Here is an 18,421-nt window from a genome sequence, read left to right on the forward strand (position 1 = left end):
TCCTCGACGCTCCCCGCCGGATCTCTCTCACCGCCACCGGCGAGCTCACCGTCGCTGGTCTGGAATGGTTAGGCGCCCGCGCCTACGACCCCGCCACCCGCGGGTTCCTCTCGATCGACCCACTCACCCCACCCACGGGCGCCGCCTGGGAGAGCAACCCATACTCCTACGCCGGGAACGATCCCCTCCACGCCACCGACCCGTTAGGGTTGGCCCCGATCACCGACGCCGAACTCGGCGGATACGCCAACAGCCTCCAAGGCCCCCTCACCCAAGCAGCCGCAGCGGCCGGCCACTGGTGGAACGAGAACTGGGAATACGTCGCCGGCGGAGCCATGGTCATCGCTGGCGGCGTCCTCATGGCCACCGGTATCGGCGGCACCGCCGGAATGATGCTCATCGGAGCAGGCGCGAACACGATCATCCAAAAAGCCACCACCGGAACCGTGAACTGGGGCGAAGTCGCCATCAGCGGGCTTCTCGGTGGGTTCGGTGGCGCTGGTATCGCTGCGCGTGCCGGTCTGACGGGTATGAAGGCGGCCGTCACGGCCGGGGCGAGTTCTGGTGGGGTCAGCGGTGGCGTCATGAACACCTACAGTTATTACACCGGTCCCGGTCCTCACACCGTCCTGGGCGGTCTCAACGCGGCTGGAACCGGAATTGCGTCGGGGGCTCTGCTCGGCGGTGCAGGTGGCACAACGGGGCAGGTCGTGAGCCAGAAACTCATGGGAGCAGTCACTCACAACCCGACAGCAGACACCATGATCATGGGGCGCGACATGGCGGGTGGGCGGATTCAGTGGTTGTTGCAACACGACGATTAGCTGGCGAGTAGTTTAGCGAGGCGTTCGGCTGGGGTTTCCCAGCCGAGCGTTTTGCGTGGGCGGGTGTTGAGCTCGTGGGCGACGTTCGTCAGGTCGGTTGCGGTGAATCGGGCGAGGTCTGTTCCCTTTCCCTTGGGGAAGTATTGGCGAAGGAGTCCGTTGGTGTTCTCGTTGCTGCCGCGTTGCCAGGGACTCGCGGGGTCGCAGAAGTAGACCGGGATGTCGGTGGCTATCGTGAACGACTTGTGAGCTGCCATTTCCGAGCCCTGGTCCCAGGTGATCGAGCGACGGAGTTCGCGTGGGAGTGTCTTGACGGCGCTGATCAGTCCGTCCCGGACGGATTCTGCGGTGCGATCGATGGGGAGATGGATCAGCATCACGAACCGGGTGGAGCGTTCCACGAGGGTGCCGATGGCGCTGTTGCGGTGTCCGCCGATGATGAGGTCGCCTTCCCAATGTCCGGGAACGGCGCGGTCCTCGATTTCGGCGGGACGGTCGGAGATCATTACCATCGGATCCGCGAAACGATGTCTGCGAGCGGCGCCAGAACGATGCGGTTTCCGCTTGGCCCGGCCGGTCCGCAGCACCATCGTGAGCTCGCGGCGGAGTTGTCCACGGCCCTGCACGTAGAAGGCTTGATAGATCGTCTCGTGCGCCACGCGCATCTCCGCATCGCCGGGGAACTCGCGGATCAGCGACCGGCTGATCTGCTCCGGCGACCAACGTAGCGTCAGCTTCCGTTGAACGTAACTGCGCAGCTGCGGATTGCGGACCAGCCTCGTGGCTTTCGGTCGCGGTCGGCGGCTGGCCGCTTTCCGATGCGCCACGTATGGATGGTAGCCGCCCTCTCCAGGAAGCTGATTCCGGCGAATCTCTCGACTGATCGTCGACACCGAGCGACCAAGCTTGGCCGCGACCCGACACAACGAAAGGCCGGCCCTGGTCAGGTCCCGGATCAGCTCACGCTCCTGCAGGGAGAGGAATCGTGGGTGGAGTGCGGCTTCGAGCGAACGCATCGACGCCCGCTGAACAGGATCAACAACGACAGGCACCCTGTCTTTGTAATCGACCACGCGACCATCTGGATAAATGCGTCGCCCGTTCGACTGTCCCAGAGGTATCCCGTGTTCGGGCTGATTCCGACTCGTCCCACCGCTTCGCGGCGCGAGAGCCCGCTGCTCCGCAGCTCCAGGTACTCGTCCTTGCATGGGTGCGCGCTCATGCCGCCGCCGGTGTAGCCGTGACTAGCCAGGCCCGCCTTGCGAACCCATTGCGCGCACGTCGCGGGGTTGAACCCTAGCTCCCTCGCCGCGATCGTCGTACTCCTGGACTCCTTGAAAATGACGAAGAAGGCTTCACGCTCCGCCTGGGTGTACTTCCTCTTCCCCGCACTGCGCCTTAAACGGGACACGGTCCTTGCAACTCCTAGAAACTCCAGATGTTGCAACAACCGCTAGAACCCAAGATCCCTTTCGCCCCGCCCTTCCGCGACGCTACGCCGCGGTTGAAGGGCTCCAGCAGCCTGAGCGCCTCCTCCGCCTCATAGCGGGCCCCCGAGTTCTCGACGCGGATGGCGACCGCAGAGCCGGCAGCCGCTCGCTCGACATCGATGCGAACGAATCCGCCGTCGATGTTGTGCCGGACGGCGTTGAGCAGGATGTTGCGCACGGCCACATCCACCGCCGGCGCGGAGCCGCAGACCGCGAGGCCCGGCCGGACCCCCTCTCGCACACGCACTCCCCGCTCGCGCGCCTCGCCCTCGATGTCTCCTGCCGTGCGCGCGAGAACCTCCGCGATGGGCACCGCCTCGACATCGGCGTCGCCCAGCTCCCCCACCCGCGCCACCAGCAGCAAACCCTCCACCGCCTCCTCCATGCGCAGATAGGACCGGATGGCCCGCCGCACGGACGGCTCGACCTCCGGAGCGAGGCGCCCCTGCGTCAGCGGCGCCTCCAGAGCCGCACGACCCGTGGCAAGCGGCGTCCGCAGCTCGTACGAGGCGTTCCCGAGGAACCGCTCCTGCCGAGCGAACGCCGCATCCAGCCGCTCCAGAGTCGAGTCGATGCGGTCGGCGAGCGCCCGCACCTCGTCACGCGGTCCGCGGAGCCGGAGACGGCGGGAGAGATCGCGCTCCGACACCGCGCCGACGGCTTCGGCCATCTCGCCGAGGCGGCGGGCGGTTCCGCGCGCGATGAGCCACGCTGCGACGGCAGAGACGAGGACGAACCCCGCCAGAATCAGCAGCGACCAGGCGAGGAAACCGGACCCGATGGTCTCGGAGAGCAGCCGCCCCGCTCCGTCGCCGGAGCAGACGACGCCGTCATCGACCTCGCCCGCGCACCCGGGGACATCGCCGATCGCGCCGAAGGCCTCGATCTCCCCCGTCGTCGCCAGCGCCACGCTCGAATCGAAGACGCGCGAGAGGATCGCGTACTCCGCGGCCACGAAAGCCGCTCCCAGCGCGGTGAAGGCGAGGGCGATCGCAGCGGCGAGCCGCACCCGGAAGCCTCCGATCACGGCCGCTCCAGCCGGTAGCCGTACCCCGGCGCGCTCTCGATGCGCAACGCCGGTCCGAGTTTGCGACGCAGAGAATGCACGACGACGCGAACCGCTCCGACCGTGCGCTCATAGGGCTCTGCCCACGCCATCGCCAGCAAACGCTCCGCGGTCAGCCCCGCCCCGTCATGGAGCGCCAGCGCCTCCAACACAGAGAACTCTTTGGGCATCAGGGCGACGGGGAACCCTTCGACGTCGGCGATGCGGCGGGTCACATCCACTCTGAGGGCGCCCACAACCACCACGGACCCGGCGGCCCGGCCGCTCCGGCGGGCGAGGGCTCTCAGGCGCGCGACGAGTTCGGCGTAGGCGAACGGCTTCACGAGGTAGTCGTCCGCCCCCAGCTCGAGACCGCGCACGCGATCGGCCAGATCGACGGATGCGGTCAGCATCAGGATGCGGACGATCGACCCGCGCTCGACCAGCAGCCGGCACACCTCGTCGCCGGACACCTCCGGCAGATCGCGATCAAGGACGACGAGGTCGAAAGGCTGGGTCTCGAGAAAGTCCAGCGCCTGCCGCCCATCGCCGGCGACATCGACGACGAAACCGTCCACGGTCAGAGCCTCGCGCAGCGTTTCCGCAAGATCCGGCTCGTCTTCGACGACGAGCACACGCACCATGCCCCGTCTCCCTTCACCCGGAACTCATTCTCCATTCCACATGTTAGCCAGACGTTAGCGGTCGCATCACGCGACCATAACGGCCGGTTCGTTTGACTGGCTGAGCCACCCGGCGATGACGAAGGAAGGCGACCGCATGACATCGACACCCCGGAGACCTCTCCGGCTCCTCCCCGCGCTGATCGTTGCGCTCAGCCTCGCCGCGTGCTCGGCTCCCACACCGGCGGCGCAGGGGAAAGCCGACGAGCGCCTGGCCGGCAGCCTCACCGAACTCTTCACACAGGAACTGGGCAAAGAGGGGCTTTCGGACTTCGAACGCTCGGTGCTGAAGCGAGCCGTCGCAGCAGGGAAGATCTCCGAAGAGGACTACGACGAGGCCTTCCAGCGGTACTCCTCCTGCGTCGCCGATCTCGGCTACAAGGAGACCTGGAACAAACTCCCGAACGGGCTGTACCGGGTGACGCCACCGGCCCTCGGCTCGAACGAGAAGGCCAAAGCCTATCTGGAGAAGACAGCCGGCTGCGCTGACGGCACAGTGATACGCATCGAGAGTCTCTACCTTCAGCAGCAGGCCAATCCCGACCTCCTGGCCGACCCGCGCGCCGTGGCGATCCAGTGTTTCCGGGACCTCGACGCTGTCGATGCCGGCTACACGCCCGAGGACTTCGATCGCGACGCCGAGGGCGGATTCGCCTCGGCTCCGTTCTTCGTCGAGCAGGCCGATGTCAACAACTGCCTGTACTCGGCGGGCTACTCGGTCGCGACGGGAGACACCCCGTGAGCGGACGGACCAGAACCACTGCCCACGCCACCAGGAGACAACCGGCCATGACACGATCCACCCTCCCCCCGGGCCGCCGCCCTGGGCATCGCGACGCTGATCGTCGCCGTGCTCGCCGGCTGCTCCGCTCCCGCACCCGCCGAAGACCCCGGTGCGCCGAAGCGGGGCAGCGTCCCCGCGGCGACCGCCGAATACGTCAGCTGCCTGAACGACGAGGGCATCGACGCCATCGTCGACCAGGACGGCCGGGTGGCGTACGGCATCGGCGAGGCGTACGGCGGAGCCTCCGTGAGTTCGGACGACTCCCCCGGCGACGCCCGAGCCCAGGCCGAGCGGATCTGCGCCGAGCGCGTACCCGCCTACACCGCTCCCGACGACGAACGCTGAGCGGAAAGGGAGCCGTCACGCCGTGGGAGGGTCCCTCCTCATCCTCGGTGTGGCCGTCACCCTCTCGGCGGCCGCGATCACCGCGGCCGCCGAGACACCTGAGCAGCGCGACCCGGTGCTGCGTGCCGCGGCTCCGGCGCGGAGCGCTCCCGCGACGGCCCAGGAGTTCCGCGACGAACGGACGGTCACAGCGTCGCTGACGGTGACCGCCGACCGGCCGCTGCCCGACCCCCGGTCGGGGATCGTGACACGCGCGGATGCCGGCCCCGGCGCGACGATCGCTTCGGGAACGACGCCTCTGGCCCTCGACGGCGCGCCGGTCCTCGCGCTTCACACCGATGTCCCGCTCTACCGCGACCTCACCGCCAGCGACCGCGGCGAGGATGTGTCCGCCCTGCAACGCGAACTCGCCCGGCTGGGACACGACCTCACCGTCACCGGGCGGTTCGACGCGGCCACCGGGCGAGGGCTCCAGACGCTCGAAAAGAAGGCGGGCTTCCCCGCGCCCGACCGTTCGCTCTCCCGCACCGACATCCTCTGGCTGCCCGCACCGAGCGTGAGCGTCGGCGCGTGGAGCGCTGTGTGGGGTGCGAGCGCGCAAGCGGGCGAAACGCTCGGAACGCTGCCCGGCGCTCTGACCGCGGTGACGCTCACGCCGCGCCCCACCGCGCTCACGCCGGGGAGCCGGACGCTGACCCTGTGGGGGCAGAAGGGGCCTCTGGACGACAGCCTCCGATCCACCGATCCCGATTTCCTCGCCCGGCTCAGCGCGACCACCGACTATCGGGTCATGCTCGCAGCGACGGAGGACAATCGCCAAGCGACCGGGGCGACCGCCCTCGATGAGCCCCTCAGCACCGTCAAGGTGCCCGCCGCGGCGGTCTTCGGCGTCGACGGCTCCCGGGGCTGCATCCAGTCGCCGTCCGGTGTGCAGGCGGTCGAGGTGGTCGGGGCAGCGCTGGGGGCGACACTCGTCACGCTTCCCGCCGAAGCCCCGGCGCCGACGACGGTCCGCATCGGCACGGGAGTCGCAGCGAAGGCCTGCCGATGACGGCACGCGTGCGGGCGACCGGGCTGAGGCATCGCTTCGACGGGACTCCCGACCTGTTCCAGGACCTGTCCTTCGATCTTTCTTCGGGAGAGGTGATCGGGCTGTGCGGCCCCTCGGGATTCGGCAAATCCACCCTTCTCTCTGCTCGCCGGCTGGGAGACTCCGGCGAAAGGAACGATCGAGCAGATCGGCGTCGACCGCGTGGGATGGGTCTTCCAGAATCCGCACGGTGTCCCCCCGGCGCACCGCCCTCGACCACGCGGTGTTCCCTCTGCTCACCCGCGGTCTCTCGCGCCGCCAAGCGGAGGCGGAAGGGCTGCGCACCCTCGCACTGTTCGGTCTCGAATCCGTCGCACACCGGCCGTTTCGAGCGCTCTCCGGGGGCGAAGCGCAGCGTCTGATGCTCGCCAGGGCGGTCAGCGCGGCGCCCGGCCTGCTCCTGGTCGACGAGCCGACCGCGCAACTCGACACGCACACAGCCCACGAAGTCAGCGCCACGCTCGGCCAGGTCGCCAGCAGCGGCTCCATCGTGGTCGTCGCGACCCACGACCCGGACACGCGCGCTGCCTGCACCCGCGTGTTCGACCTGATCGACTACGCGCCCTCTGAGCGGAGCGCCGCATGAGGCCGTCCGCGATCCTCAGCGAAGCGCTCCGGAACCTCCGGAGCGGCACGAGCCGCGCCGTCCTTCTGGCCGCTGCCGTCGCGATCCTCGCCGCCGGAGCGACCATCGCGGACGCCGTGACGGTGGACTCCTTGACCCGCCGGGCGGAGACCTACCTCGCCTCGGGCGCCGCGATCCGCACCGTCGTCAGCCGCCAGCAGATCGACATCCCCAGTTGCGACGCCCTCGACCGGGCCCAGGGCGTGCCGACCGCGGGGGCGCTGCGCGAAGAGCAGCCTCTGCGCCTTGCGGCGCTTCCAGGAACGAGCTTTCCGCGGTTCGCCGTCTCACCGGGGTTCGCCCGTGTCCTCGAGCTGCCCCCGGAGGGCGGCAGCGGCGCCTTCGTCTCCCGCTCCCTGGCCGAGACGCTGGGGGTCTCCGCCGGCGACGCCCTCCCGACGACGGAAGGGGTCATCCGAATCACCTCGATCTTCGAGTGGCCGGAAGACGGCCGGGACAAGCGACTCGGCCGCGCTGTGCTGGTCCCCGTCCCGGTCGGAGCCATGGACGAATGCTGGGCCCTCGTCTGGCCCGCGACCACCGACAGCGACGGACTTCTGCGCGCGACGGCCTTCGCCGCCCCCGACTCGAAGACACCGGTCATCCTAGGGCAGGTCAACAAGTCGCTGGGCTCGACGCTCGATGTCGCCTCAGAGTAGGAAGAGCGCGTGACCCGGCTGGCCCCGGCTCTCGCCGCGCTGGCAGCGGCGGCCGTCGGGGCCGTCGGAGTGAGGCTTCGACGCCTGGAGATCGCGGCTGCTCTGCACGCCGGGGCCACACGGTCGAGTGTTTTCGCGGTTCTCAGCGCCGAGACCATCATCTGGAGCACGGCCGCCGCCGCCGAGGCCAGCGGTCTCGCCGCCGCCCAGCTCCTCGGCGTCGCATCGGTGAGTGTCGCCACCGGGACGCTGACCGCCCTGCTCGCAGCCGCCGCGGCGCTTCCGGGCGTGCTCGCAGCCGCGAGCGGCACCTCTTCAGGTACTTCAAGGACAGATGAGGGGGCGTCCCATCGCAGAGCGCGAAACGGTCCGGCCGGCGCTAGGCCGGCCGGACCGTTTCCGTGTGGGCGGCTTTACGCCGCAGCATCCGCCTTGGGGGCAGAGGTGTCGGCGGGCAGGGCCTTCTTGGCGGTCTCGACGAGGGCCGTGAAGGTCGCGGGCTCGTTCACGGCCAGCTCAGCGAGGATGCGGCGGTCCACCTCGACACCGGCCAGGCCGAGGCCCTGGATGAAGCGGTTGTAGGTGAGGCCGTTGGCGCGGCTGGCGGCGTTGATGCGCTGGATCCAGAGACGGCGGAAGTCGCCCTTCTTCTGGCGGCGGTCGCGGTACGCGTAGACCAGCGAGTGGGTGACCTGCTCCTTGGCCTTGCGGTAGAGGCGCGACCGCTGACCGCGGTAGCCCTCGGCGCGCTCGAGGATGACCCGACGCTTCTTGTGGGCGTTGACAGCCCTCTTCACTCTTGCCATTAGTCGATATTCCTTACGTGCGTGTCGGGGGTCACTTGCCGAGCATCCGGCGGACGAACTTGGCGTCCACCTCGGGGACCACCTGGTCGGCGTTCAGGCGGCGCTTGCGGTCGCTCCCCTTGACCTCCAGGTTGTGGCGCATACCGGCCTGCTGCTTCATGACTTTGCCGCTGCCGGTGATCTTGAAGCGCTTCTTGGCGCCGGAGTGGGTCTTCTGCTTGGGCATTATTTCTCCTCAGGGTCATCCTCGCGCTGCGGGGAATCCGTCTCGGACTGAGCGGCGGCGGCCGGCTCAGCAACCGCGTCCTGGGCGCGCCCCTGGGCGCGCGCCTTGGATGCGGCACGTTGTGCGTTTGCCTCGGCCTTGGCCTCGGACTTGTTCTTCAGCGGGCTGATGATCATCACCATGTTGCGGCCGTCGATGGTCGGGTTCGACTCGACGGTGCCGAGTTCGGCGACATCCTCCGCGAAGCGCTGGAGGAGGCGGACGCCCTGCTCCGGACGCGACTGCTCACGGCCCCGGAAGAGGATCATGGCCTTCACCTTGTCGCCGGCCTGGAGGAAGCCTTCGGCGCGCTTGCGCTTGGTCTCGTAGTCGTGCTTGTCGATCTTGAGGCGGAACCGGACCTCTTTGAGGATGGTGTTCGCCTGGTTGCGCCGGGCCTCCTTGGCCTTCTGCGCAGCCTCGTACTTGAACTTGCCGTAGTCCATGATCTTGGCGACCGGCGGCTTGGAGTTCGGCGCGACCTCGACGAGGTCGAGATCCGCCTCCTGCGCGAGTCGGATGGCGACCTCGATCTTGACGACGCCGACCTGCTCTCCGCTGGGGCCAACGAGTCGTACTTCGGGGACGCGGATACGGTCATTCGTACGGGGTTCGCTGATGGTGTGTCTCCTCTGAGTCGAGCGATGCTTCGCATGGCTCGGACCATCGGCGACGATCCGGCGAAAGCGAGGATTCCACGCACCAGCACGGTCCTGCGATTTCCTCGCAGTCCTGGCACAGCACCCTGTCTGCCCTCGTGTGTACACGGCGGCGGAGTGCAACGACCCGGTAACCTTAATGAAGCGGTCAAGCGCGGGTGGGAGGAACCTCCACTTTCACACCCGGACAGATGCCCGGGAGCCCGAACGATTCTAACAGAGGAAATCAGTGAGCGAAACATCCCCCCACCACCATGAGGACGAGGCCGTCGCGGGGGCCACCCGCGACATCGCAGAGGTACCCGCCGTCGAGGTGATCACCACGACCGCGGTGCATCTGATGAGCGCGGCCGCCGTCAAGTGCGGACTCGCCGAAGCCCCCGGGGATCAGACCGACCTGGACGAAGCCCGCAAGCTCATCGACGCCCTCGCGGGACTCGTGACCGCGAGCGCGGCCCACCTAGGGGACCCAGCACGCCCGCAGCCTGCGCGACGGCCTGCGCTCCCTCCAGCTGGCCTTCCGCGAAGCCTCGCCGTTCCCGGACGAGATCGGCAAGGGCCCGGGCGAGAAGCACACCGGCCCCGTCAGCTGACACGCGCCGGGGCGGCACGTCACCAGACCGGCGGCCGGCGCAGGTCCCAGCGCAACCGCCGCTCCAGCTGCGCGGCGAGCGACAGCAGCGTCCGCTCGCGCGCCGGGGCGGCCGATCAGCTGGACCCCCATCGGAAGTCCGTCCTCGGTCTGCGCCACCGGCACCACGATGCCGGGCAGCCCCGTGACATTCAGCATCGAGGTGAACGGCGTGTACTGGACCTGCTGCTCAAAGTTGCGCTCGCCGTCCTCACGGTCGTACCAGACGACGGGGCGGGGCGTCATCGCGAGAGCCGGTGTGAGCACGGCGTCGAACGACGCGAGCTGCCGGATGAACGAGCGCTCGTACGCGGTGAGCGCGCTGAGCGCCTCGCTCAGCTCGCGCGCGCCGATCGCCCGGCCGCGCTCGACCAGCCACGCCGTGAGCGGCTCCAGGAGGGCCAGCGCCTCCCCCTCCGCCGGGATGCGCGCCGCCCGCCTGCCAGATCGTGCGGAACGCGGGCGCGTAGCTCGGGTCCGGCGTCAGAGCCGTCTCCTCCATTCCGTGACCGAGAGCGGCGAGTTTGGCGACGGCCAGCTCGAGCGCCGCCCGGGCCTCCGGAGCGAGGGCGATCTCATAGGCGTCGTCCCACACGGAGGTCGTCATGACGCCGAGCTGAAAGCGGCCCTCGCCGCGGACCGCCGCCGCGAGGAAGGCCCCGTCTCCGTCGCCGGGCGCGCGCAGCGTGTAGTGGTGGTCGATGCGGCCGCCGACCCTCGCGATCATCCCGTCGAGCAGCAGCGCGGCGTCCGCCGCCGTCCGTGCCAGCGGGCCGTCGACCACAAGGCCGGCGAGCGAAGCGATGCCGCTGCCGGCGGGAACGAGCCCGCGCGTCGGCTTCAGCCCTACGAGACCGCAGGCGGCGGCCGGGATGCGGACCGACCCGCCGCCGTCCGAGCCGGGAGCGAAGGGCAGCATCCCGCTCGCGACAGCCGCTGCCGCGCCCCCACTGGAACCGCCAGCGCCGAGCGCGGGGTTCCAGTGGGGGCGCGCGGGCGGCGCGACGAGCGACTCGGTGTAGGCAGGAAGGCCGAACTCGGGTGCGTTCGTCTTGCCGAGGCTGACGGAGCCGGCCGCGTCGAGCGTCTCCACGATCTCGTCGGAGGTCTCCGGGACGAACCCGGACATGATCCGCGAGCCGAAGCCGGCGCGGACGCCCGCGCGCATCCACAGGTCCTTGTCGCCGGAGGGCAGACCCCACAGCGGCGCGCTGCGCGGGACGCGTTCGGCCACCTCGTCGGCGCGGGCGAGCGCCTGCTCGCGGGTGACCGCGACGAACGCGCCGAGCTCCGGGTTCAGCCGGTCGATGCGGTCGAGGTAGTGGGCGACGAGTTCGCGGGGCGAGATGCGCTCGCTCTGCAGCTCCTGCCAGAGGGCGAGCGCGGTCAACTCGTGGAGGTCGGTCATCCGGCCAGGCTATCCCGCTCACGACGAAGCCGGTCCGGACCGATTGGCGAAGCCCCTGACCGATGGGCCGATCGCGAATCTCCTCCCTTTCCGACAGCGCTTTCCGACGAGACGGCGTCGGAGGCTATTTCAGCGACCTCTGCATAAGCACCGTCCCGAGCCAGCGCTCGAACTTGTAACCGACGCGGCCCATGCGGCCGATCTCGGTGAAACCGAAGTTCTCGTGCATTGTGATCGACGCTTCGGCTCCCTTGTCGGCGATGACGGCGATCATCTCCTTAAGACCCGCCGCTTTCGAGCGATCGATGAGCTCCTGCAGGAGCGCCGGGCCGAGACCTTTGCCGGTGGAGGCCGCACCCAGGTAGATCGAGTTCTCCACGGTGTAGCGGTAAGCCCGCTTCTGCTTCCACGGGGAGACGAGCGCGTACCCCAGCACCTGACCGGACGGCGACTCGGCGACGATGAACGGCATCCCGAGCTTGTGCAGGTAGCCGAATTTGCTTTTCCATTCCGGCAGCGTCATCGCATCCTCATCGAATGTGACCGTGCTGTTGGCGACGTAGTGGTTGTAGATCTCGCGGACATGCGGGAGGTCCTCGGCCCGCGCCTCGCGAATCGCGTACTCGAACGACGCCTCCGGCAGCTCCCGCTTACGCAGATGCCGCGGAAGCGCCCGGCGCGTCTCGTATTCCTCTTCCAGCACGGTATCCAGGGTACGTCGGGAGCGTTTCGCTCGCGTTACGGCGACAGCGCCCAGTCGACCGGTCTCTCCCCCACCCGCTCCAGCAGCGCGTTCGCACGGGAGAACGGCTTCGACCCGAAGAACCCGCGCGACGCCGAGAGCGGACTCGGGTGGGGCGACTCGATCGCCGGGTTGCCGCCGAGGAGCGGCTTCAGCGTCGAGGCGTCCCGCCCCCACAGGATGCTGACGAACGGCCGCCCCCGGGCGACGAGGGAGCGGATGGCATGCTCGGTGATCGGCTCCCACCCCTTGCCGCGGTGCGAGGCCGGCGCCCCCGGCCGGACGGTGAGGACCCGGTTGAGCAGCATGACCCCGTTGCCCGACCACGCACTGAGGTCGCCGTGCGGGGGCGGTGCGAGGCCGAGGTCGTCGCGCAGCTCCTGGTAGATGTTCTGAAGGCTCCGCGGCAGCGGGTACACCTGCCGCTCGACAGCGAACGAGAGACCGATGGGGTGCCCGGGGGTGGGGTACGGGTCCTGGCCGACGATGAGGACCCGCACATCGGCGAACGGCGCGCGGAAGGCGCGCAGGACGTTGGCGCCGGCGGGCAGGTACGGCCGGCCGGCCGCGACCTCCGCGCGGAGGAAATCGCCCATTGCGGCGATGCGATCGGCGACGGGGGCGAGAGCCTCAGCCCAGCCCGGGTCCATCGACCCATCTGCGGCGAGTTCGGCGAGAGATTTCGGCATGACGCTCAGTAGGTGGCCGTCACGGGCGGCAGCGCCGACCAGGGGAAGACGATCCAGCGGTCGGTGCGACGCCAGAGGAAATCGGGGACGATCACGGTCTGCGACTTCGCGTACAGGCAGGCGGTGCGAATCTCCGCGCCCGAGGCGGCGATCAGGTCGATCACCATCGCCAGCGTGCGGCCGGAGTCGGCGACATCATCCACGAGCAGCACGCGCTTCGCGTCGAGGGCGGCGGCGTCGAACACCGGCGGGAGCAGGACGGGCTCGGGCAGGCGCTCGTCGAAACCCGTGTAGAACTCGACGTTGAGCAGGCCGCAGGCTTTGACGCCGAGCGCGTAGGAGACAGCCCCGGCGAGCATCAGCCCGCCGCGCGCGATGGCGACGACGAGATCCGGCTCGAATCCGGATTCGAGCACCTCGCCCGCGAGATGGCGCGAGGCTTCCCCGAACTCGAGCCAGCCGAGGACTTCGCGCTCCGTCTCCGCTGACTCCGTGAGAGCGCATGCATGTGAATCATCGAGTTCGCTGGTCACAGCACTACCGTACAAGGGCACGGCGGATGTTAGCACCCGCGGAGGATACCGAACGGGACACGAGGCCGAACGAGACAGCGGGCGGATGCCGGGGCCGCCACGACCGGAGCGGCTACGCCCTGGCCGGCGAGCGGGCACGGGCGCCGCGTCCGCAACCGGCCTGTCCTCCGGCTAAACGGCTGGCAGGTGCGGCGCACTCGCCGCGGCTGGGCTGCTGTTCTTCGCGTTGCGGCCGGCGTTCGCGGAGGCAGCGGCAGCCTCCTCGACCAGGCCGTGCCGTCGCAGCGTCGCCAGGAAGCCGGCGACATCCCCGCGGATGAGATCGGGCTCCATCCCGGCAGCGCTCGCCACAGCGAGGACGAGCCCTTCCGGCGTCCAGCTGACCGCGTCGAGCACACGCCAAATGAGGGAGGCCGACCCGGCCAGCACCATCGGAGGCTCCCCCAGCCGATCGAGCGCGAGGAGATAGTCGCCGGACTCATCGGCGACAGCCGCGATCCGGCCAGAGCGCGCGATCGCGGGCGGGGCGTCGGCATCCGCAACGGCTGCCTCCGCAACGGCCGCCTCCACAGCGGGGACGGGAGCAGCAGGCGCTTCGGTGGCGGTCAGAGCGGGCTCCGGCTCCGCGAGGCGAGGCGTCTTGCTCTCCGCGATCGCCCGTCGCACGCTCTCCGAGCGCGCGACCCGGATGGCTTGCAGCATCTTCGGAATCGAGCGCATCGCACGCCCCCCTCGCCGCAGCCGCAGCCGATCGGCGAAGGACGCCGACTGCTCGGGATGATCGGCCATGACGTCCTCGCGGGGCGGGAAGAGGGCGTTCCGCAGCACGGCGATGCGCTCACGACGTGGTGCGGTCAGCACCTCCAGCATCCAGTCGACCGCGTGGTGGGTGTCGCTGCGCCGGAGCCGCCAGACGAGCATCTCACCGCTCGGCCGATCCGGGGCCCGCACCGCGACACCGAGTTCGGCGCAGGTCTCCGCGAGCACCTCCGCGGCACCGATCCGCTCGACGGCCGCCCCGAGTTCCGCCCGTTCGGCGGCATTCCATCGCCGGAGGATCGCGACGAGCGGGTCGAGGTGCCCAGCCCGACGGACGCCGTCGGCCTCCCGGTGCGCGTGCAGCAGTGCGATCGCGGCGTGGAACGCACGGTTCGGGACCGGCACAGCGCCGACCTCCAGCACAGCTTCGGTCCGCTACGTCCACAGGGTCTCGAACACGAGCTGCGGGTCGGCGAAAGCACCCGGGAACCGGTCGTGGACATCGATGTCGCACGGCCAGCCCGACCGCACCAGCGTCACCGAGTGCGTGATGAACAGCTGCCAGCTGCGCGACTCCGCGCGGCGCGTCCAGCCGAACTCACGCAGCGCCGCGATGAGGTCGTCGAACCGGGCCGGGTCGGCCCAGACATCCACATCCACCGACACGCGCGGTGCTCGCAGCCCCTGCGCCGCGAGCACCGGACCTTTGACGAACAGGATGCGGATGCCGTTGCGCTCGGCCACCTCGCGCACGAGCGCATGGGCGAGGGGAACGGCCGCACTCAGAGGCACGCCGAGGGGAGGGTCCGGGTCGGGAGTCATTGCACATTATGATATATGACTGCCTTGGGAAGCGCCTATGCGCGTGCCGCCTCCACGACCGACCGCGCTGCGGCAAGGCCCGCGGAGAGGTCCGCCTTCAGATCGTCGATGTTCTCCAGCCCGACCGACAGGCGCACCAGACCGGGTGTGACCCCCGCCGTCAACTGCTGCTCGGGCGTGAGCTGCGAGTGCGTGGTCGACGCCGGGTGGATGACGAGGCTGCGGACGTCGCCGATGTTCGCGAGGTGGCTGAACAGCTGGAGGCTGTCCACCAGGGCGGCGCCGGCGTCCACCCCGCCTGCGAGCTCGAAGGAGAGCACCGCTCCCACGCCCTTGGGGGCGTATTTGTTGGCGGCGGGGTACCACGGGCTCGTGGGCAGACCGGAGTAGTTGACCGAGGCGACGTCCGGGTGGCTCTCCAGGAACTCGGCGATCTCCTGTGCGTTCTGCGTGTGACGCTCGACGCGGAGAGAGAGCGTCTCGATGCCCTGGATGAGCTGCCAGGCGCTCGCCGGAGCGATCGCCGCGCCGAGATCGCGCAGCAGCTGGACACGAGCCTTGACGATGTAGGCGAGACCGTCGCCGACCGCTGCGGTATAGCTCGCGCCGTGGTACGACGGGTCCGGCTCGGTCAGCCCCGGGAACGTCTCGACGTTTTCGGACCACGCGAACGCGCCGCCGTCCACGACGATTCCGCCGATCACGGTGCCGTGGCCACCGAGGAACTTGGTGGCGGAGTGTACGACTATGTCGGCGCCGTACTCGAACGGACGGATCAGGTACGGGGTCGCGATGGTGTTGTCCACGATCAGCGGCACACCGTCCTCGTGCGCAGCCTGCGCCACAAGCTCGATGTCCAGGATGTTGATCTTCGGGTTGCCGATGGTCTCCGCGAAGAACAGCTTGGTGTTCGGGCGGACCGCCCGGCGCCACTCCTCCGCGTCGTCCTGGTTCTCCACGAACGTGGTCTCGATGCCGAGCTTCGCGAACGTGTACTTGAAGAGATTGTAGGTGCCGCCGTAGATGGACGACGAGGAGACGATGTGGTCGCCGGCCTGCGCAATGTTCAGCACCGCGAAGGTCTCGGCCGTCTGTCCGGAGGCGACCAGCAGCGCACCGGTGCCGCCTTCGAGCGCGGTGACGCGCTCCTCCACGACGGCCTGCGTCGGGTTCTGGATGCGGGTGTAGATGTTGCCGAACTCGGCGAGCGCGAACAGGTTCTTCGCGTGCTCCGCGTTGTCGAAGACGTAGGAGGTGGTCTGGTAGATCGGCGTCGCACGCGCATTGGTCACCGGGTCCGGTGCGGCTCCGCTGTGGATCTGCTTCGTCTCGAACTGCCAGTCGGCGGCTTCGGTCATGGCGTCTCGCTTCTCGGTGGGCGTCGTGGTGACAGCATCGGGTGATGACAGCACGTTAGGCTCACGGTGGCGCGCGGGCAACGCAGGCGAAACACGCCGTAACCGGGACAATGGGCCGTATGGGCAAACGTGTGATCGTGACAGGGGCGAGTTCGGGGATCGGGGCGGCGACGGTCCACCTGTTCCGGGAGCGGGGCTGGGAGGTGGTGGGCGTCGCACGGCGCTCCGACCGGCTGGCGGCGCTCGCGGCGGAGACCGGCGCCGAGACGTTCGCCGCCGATCTCACCCGGCAAGAGGACGTCGACGCCCTCCGCGACCTCCTCGCGGCGACCGGGGGCGTCCACGCTCTCGTCAACAACGCCGGCGGCGCGCGCGGGCTCGACTCGGTGGAGTCCTCCAGCGTCGAGGACTGGATCTGGATGTTCGACATCAATGTGATCGGAACCAAGCGCGTGATCTCCACCCTGCTTCCGCTGATGCGGCAAGGTGCGCACGAGACCGGCCACGCCGGCATCCTGAACGTGACGTCCATCGCCGGCCACACCGCCTACGCGAGCGGCGGCGGCTACAACGCCGCGAAGTTCGCCGAGCGCGCGCTGACCGAGGTGCTGCGGCTGGAGCTGAACGGCGAGCCCATCCGCGTGATCGAGGTCGCTCCCGGGATGGTGGCGACCGAGGAGTTCTCCCTCGTCAGCTTCGGCGGCGACCGGGAGAAGCGCGACGCCGTCTACGAGGATGTGCCGGAGCCGCTCACCGCCGAGGATGTGGCGGAGGCCATCGTGCATGCCCTCACCCTGCCAAAGCATTGTGGACCTGGACCTCATCGTGATCAAACCGGTGGCGCAGGCCGCGCCCCACCGGCTCCACAAGGGCGAGCTGCGGGTGAGAGGCTGACCAGCGCCGCGACGCCGTCCCGAATCCGGACGCTCCCTTTCCGCCGACGTCGTAACACAGCGTGAGGACGGCCCCCCGCTCCGCCAGAATGGGCGCATGGACTGGCAGACGACGTCGGCCGACACGGCCCCCTCGAGTTTCATCACCGAGGAGCAGGACCGGTCGCTGTTCGGGAAGCCGCCCGCGAGCGGAGCCTGGAAGGAGTCCGACCCGGTCGGCGGGAGACGCTTCGCCGGCATCGGGGCGTTCGGCTTCGAGAGCGGCGAGAGCCTCCCGTTCGTGCGCATCGCCTACGAGACCTGGGGCGAGCTGTCCCCCGCTCGCGACAACGCCGTGCTCGTTCTGCACGCTCTCACCGGCGACAGCCACGCGGTCGGCGCAGCCGGCCCCGGGCACCGGACGTCCGGCTGGTGGCAGGGCATCATCGGCCCGGGAAAAGCGATCGACACCGACCGCTGGTTCGTGGCCGTCCCGAACATGCTGGGCGGCTGCCAGGGGACGACCGGCCCGACCTCCATCGCCCCGGACGGGGCCGAGTGGGGAGCGCGCTTCCCGTTCACGACGATCCGCGATCAAGTGAAAGCGCAGGCCGCCTTCGCCGACGCGCTCGGGATCGGGCGCTGGGCCGCCGTCGTCGGTGGCTCGATGGGTGGAATGCAGGCACTGGAGTGGGCTGTCGGATTCCCCGAGCGTGTCGAACGGCTCGCCGTGATCGCCGCACCGCCGCACTCCACCGCCGACCAGATCGCGTTCAACTCCGTGCAGCTGGGGGCCATCCGCACCGATCCGCTGTTCCACGGCGGCTCCTACTACGACGAGAAGGACGGCGAGGGCCCGCACCAGGGGCTCGCCCTCGCCCGGCGGATGGCCCTGATCACCTACCGAAGCCTGTCCGAGCTGAACGACCGGTTCGAGCGCACCTGGCAGAGCGGCATCAGCCCGCTGGGCGACGGGGGCCGGTTCGCCGTAGAGTCGTACCTCGACTTCCACGGGAACAAGTTCACCCGCCGCTTCGACGCCAACAGCTACCTGACCCTGGTGCAGGCGATGAACTCGCACGATGTCGGCCACGACGGCAGCGGCCTGGCGGCGGCTCTCTCCCGGGTGACGGCGACGACGCTGGTCGTCGGGATCGACAGCGACCGGCTCTTCCCGGTGGACGGGCAAGAGCTCATCGCCTCCCACCTGCCGGCGGCACTTGACGGTAGAGTTCCTCTCGTGGTCCGATCGCACTTCGGCCACGACGGATTCCTGATCGAGGACGATCTCATCGGCGGGCAGCTGAGGAGGTTGTTCGCGGCCTGAACGGA

At 69.3% G+C, this 18,421-nt stretch carries 20 protein-coding genes and 5 pseudogenes; 11 read left to right on the forward strand and 14 right to left on the reverse strand.

The window, feature by feature from the left end; all coding sequences use genetic code 11:
- Positions 1–59 precede the first annotated feature (59 nt).
- Both LXX_RS16855 and LXX_RS09215 read left to right on the forward strand, forming a co-directional pair.
- Positions 60–200 (forward strand): annotated as a pseudogene (locus LXX_RS16855) (RHS repeat-associated core domain-containing protein); the annotation flags it as partial.
- Between the two features lie 9 nt (positions 201–209).
- A complete protein-coding gene (locus LXX_RS09215) occupies positions 210–824 on the forward strand; it encodes a hypothetical protein (RefSeq protein ID WP_011186594.1) in 615 nt (204 codons plus the stop codon).
- Here the strand turns inward: LXX_RS09215 and LXX_RS09220 are convergent.
- From LXX_RS09220 to LXX_RS09230, 4 genes are read right to left on the reverse strand one after another with little or no spacing between them, the layout of a single operon-like run.
- The gene (locus LXX_RS09220) at positions 821–1,840 is read right to left on the reverse strand and encodes an IS30 family transposase (RefSeq protein ID WP_223227743.1); all 1,020 of its coding nucleotides are present in this window, start codon (positions 1,838–1,840) and stop codon (positions 821–823) included. The genes LXX_RS09215 and LXX_RS09220 overlap by 4 nt on opposite strands.
- The gene (locus tag LXX_RS16860; protein WP_223227607.1) at positions 1,780–2,235 is read right to left on the reverse strand and encodes a transposase; all 456 of its coding nucleotides are present in this window, start codon (positions 2,233–2,235) and stop codon (positions 1,780–1,782) included. Before LXX_RS16860 ends, LXX_RS09220 begins: the two co-directional genes overlap by 61 nt.
- 14 nt (positions 2,236–2,249) lie before the next feature.
- On the reverse strand, positions 2,250–3,341 hold the full coding sequence (locus LXX_RS12765; RefSeq protein WP_050737898.1) for a sensor histidine kinase: 1,092 nt from the start codon (positions 3,339–3,341) through the stop codon (positions 2,250–2,252).
- Positions 3,338–4,000: a response regulator transcription factor gene (locus tag LXX_RS09230; protein ID WP_011186596.1), complete on the reverse strand. Its 663-nt coding sequence runs from the start codon at positions 3,998–4,000 to the stop codon at positions 3,338–3,340. The genes LXX_RS12765 and LXX_RS09230 overlap by 4 nt, the downstream gene beginning before the upstream one ends.
- A 139-nt stretch (positions 4,001–4,139) precedes the next feature.
- Here LXX_RS09230 and LXX_RS12770 point away from each other — a divergent pair, with 139 nt between their 5' ends.
- The 6 genes and pseudogenes from LXX_RS12770 to LXX_RS09255 all read left to right on the forward strand — a co-directional run bounded on the left by LXX_RS12770 (position 4,140) and on the right by LXX_RS09255 (position 7,545).
- Positions 4,140–4,784: a hypothetical protein gene (locus tag LXX_RS12770; RefSeq protein WP_068981799.1), complete on the forward strand. Its 645-nt coding sequence runs from the start codon at positions 4,140–4,142 to the stop codon at positions 4,782–4,784.
- A 108-nt stretch (positions 4,785–4,892) separates the two neighbouring features.
- Positions 4,893–5,171: a hypothetical protein gene (locus LXX_RS09240; RefSeq protein WP_011186598.1), complete on the forward strand. Its 279-nt coding sequence runs from the start codon at positions 4,893–4,895 to the stop codon at positions 5,169–5,171.
- A 22-nt stretch (positions 5,172–5,193) separates the two neighbouring features.
- Positions 5,194–6,222 (forward strand): peptidoglycan-binding domain-containing protein, encoded by a 1,029-nt coding sequence (locus LXX_RS09245; protein ID WP_041767685.1) that lies wholly within the window; start codon positions 5,194–5,196, stop codon positions 6,220–6,222.
- Positions 6,219–6,326 (forward strand): annotated as a pseudogene (locus LXX_RS16865) (hypothetical protein); the annotation flags it as partial. The gene LXX_RS09245 and the pseudogene LXX_RS16865, both read left to right, overlap by 4 nt.
- Before the next feature lie 125 nt (positions 6,327–6,451).
- The gene (locus tag LXX_RS16275; RefSeq protein WP_218060869.1) at positions 6,452–6,847 is read left to right on the forward strand and encodes an ATP-binding cassette domain-containing protein; all 396 of its coding nucleotides are present in this window, start codon (positions 6,452–6,454) and stop codon (positions 6,845–6,847) included.
- A complete protein-coding gene (locus tag LXX_RS09255; RefSeq protein ID WP_011186601.1) occupies positions 6,844–7,545 on the forward strand; it encodes a hypothetical protein in 702 nt (233 codons plus the stop codon). Before LXX_RS16275 ends, LXX_RS09255 begins: the two co-directional genes overlap by 4 nt.
- 413 nt (positions 7,546–7,958) lie before the next feature.
- Here LXX_RS09255 and rplT read toward each other — a convergent pair whose 3' ends face one another.
- The 3 genes from rplT to infC are packed head-to-tail and all read right to left on the reverse strand — an operon-like array spanning position 7,959 to position 9,293.
- Positions 7,959–8,351 carry a 50S ribosomal protein L20 gene (rplT, locus tag LXX_RS09260; protein WP_011186602.1) on the reverse strand — a complete coding sequence of 131 codons (393 nt, stop codon included), beginning with the start codon at positions 8,349–8,351 and terminating at the stop codon, positions 7,959–7,961.
- Positions 8,352–8,382: 31 nt separating this feature from the next.
- Positions 8,383–8,577, reverse strand: coding sequence for a 50S ribosomal protein L35 (gene rpmI / locus LXX_RS09265; protein ID WP_011186603.1), 195 nt, complete (start codon positions 8,575–8,577; stop codon positions 8,383–8,385).
- On the reverse strand, positions 8,577–9,293 hold the full coding sequence (gene infC / locus LXX_RS09270; RefSeq protein ID WP_370558477.1) for a translation initiation factor IF-3: 717 nt from the start codon (positions 9,291–9,293) through the stop codon (positions 8,577–8,579). Before infC ends, rpmI begins: the two co-directional genes overlap by 1 nt.
- 211 nt (positions 9,294–9,504) lie before the next feature.
- Between infC and LXX_RS15750 the strand changes: the two are divergent.
- Positions 9,505–9,868, forward strand: a pseudogene (locus tag LXX_RS15750) (DUF1844 domain-containing protein).
- 19 nt (positions 9,869–9,887) lie between these two features.
- Here the strand turns inward: LXX_RS15750 and LXX_RS09280 are convergent.
- The 7 genes and pseudogenes from LXX_RS09280 to LXX_RS09310 form a co-directional block, all read right to left on the reverse strand.
- Positions 9,888–11,314: pseudogene (locus tag LXX_RS09280) on the reverse strand (amidase).
- 124 nt (positions 11,315–11,438) lie between these two features.
- Positions 11,439–12,017 (reverse strand): GNAT family N-acetyltransferase, encoded by a 579-nt coding sequence (locus LXX_RS09285; protein ID WP_011186605.1) that lies wholly within the window; start codon positions 12,015–12,017, stop codon positions 11,439–11,441.
- 35 nt (positions 12,018–12,052) lie between these two features.
- Complete coding sequence (locus LXX_RS09290; protein WP_011186606.1) at positions 12,053–12,745, reverse strand: uracil-DNA glycosylase; 693 nt, start codon at positions 12,743–12,745, stop codon at positions 12,053–12,055.
- A gap of 5 nt (positions 12,746–12,750) precedes the next feature.
- Positions 12,751–13,278, reverse strand: coding sequence for a phosphoribosyltransferase (locus tag LXX_RS09295; protein ID WP_011186607.1), 528 nt, complete (start codon positions 13,276–13,278; stop codon positions 12,751–12,753).
- Between the two features lie 171 nt (positions 13,279–13,449).
- Complete coding sequence (locus tag LXX_RS09300; RefSeq protein WP_011186608.1) at positions 13,450–14,442, reverse strand: PqqD family protein; 993 nt, start codon at positions 14,440–14,442, stop codon at positions 13,450–13,452.
- 30 nt (positions 14,443–14,472) lie between these two features.
- Positions 14,473–14,859 (reverse strand): nucleotidyltransferase family protein, encoded by a 387-nt coding sequence (locus LXX_RS09305; protein WP_050737899.1) that lies wholly within the window; start codon positions 14,857–14,859, stop codon positions 14,473–14,475.
- A 35-nt stretch (positions 14,860–14,894) separates the two neighbouring features.
- Positions 14,895–16,217 (reverse strand): bifunctional o-acetylhomoserine/o-acetylserine sulfhydrylase, encoded by a 1,323-nt coding sequence (locus LXX_RS09310; protein WP_011186610.1) that lies wholly within the window; start codon positions 16,215–16,217, stop codon positions 14,895–14,897.
- Between the two features lie 119 nt (positions 16,218–16,336).
- Between LXX_RS09310 and LXX_RS09315 the strand changes: the two are divergent.
- Together LXX_RS09315 and LXX_RS09320 are read left to right on the forward strand one after the other, a co-directional pair.
- Positions 16,337–17,111: pseudogene (locus LXX_RS09315) on the forward strand (SDR family oxidoreductase).
- A 96-nt stretch (positions 17,112–17,207) separates the two neighbouring features.
- Positions 17,208–18,416 carry a homoserine O-acetyltransferase MetX gene (locus LXX_RS09320; protein WP_011186612.1) on the forward strand — a complete coding sequence of 403 codons (1,209 nt, stop codon included), beginning with the start codon at positions 17,208–17,210 and terminating at the stop codon, positions 18,414–18,416.
- Positions 18,417–18,421: the final 5 nt, after the last annotated feature.

This window comes from Leifsonia xyli subsp. xyli str. CTCB07 (assembly GCF_000007665.1).
In the GTDB taxonomy this organism is placed as follows: domain Bacteria; phylum Actinomycetota; class Actinomycetes; order Actinomycetales; family Microbacteriaceae; genus Leifsonia; species Leifsonia xyli_C.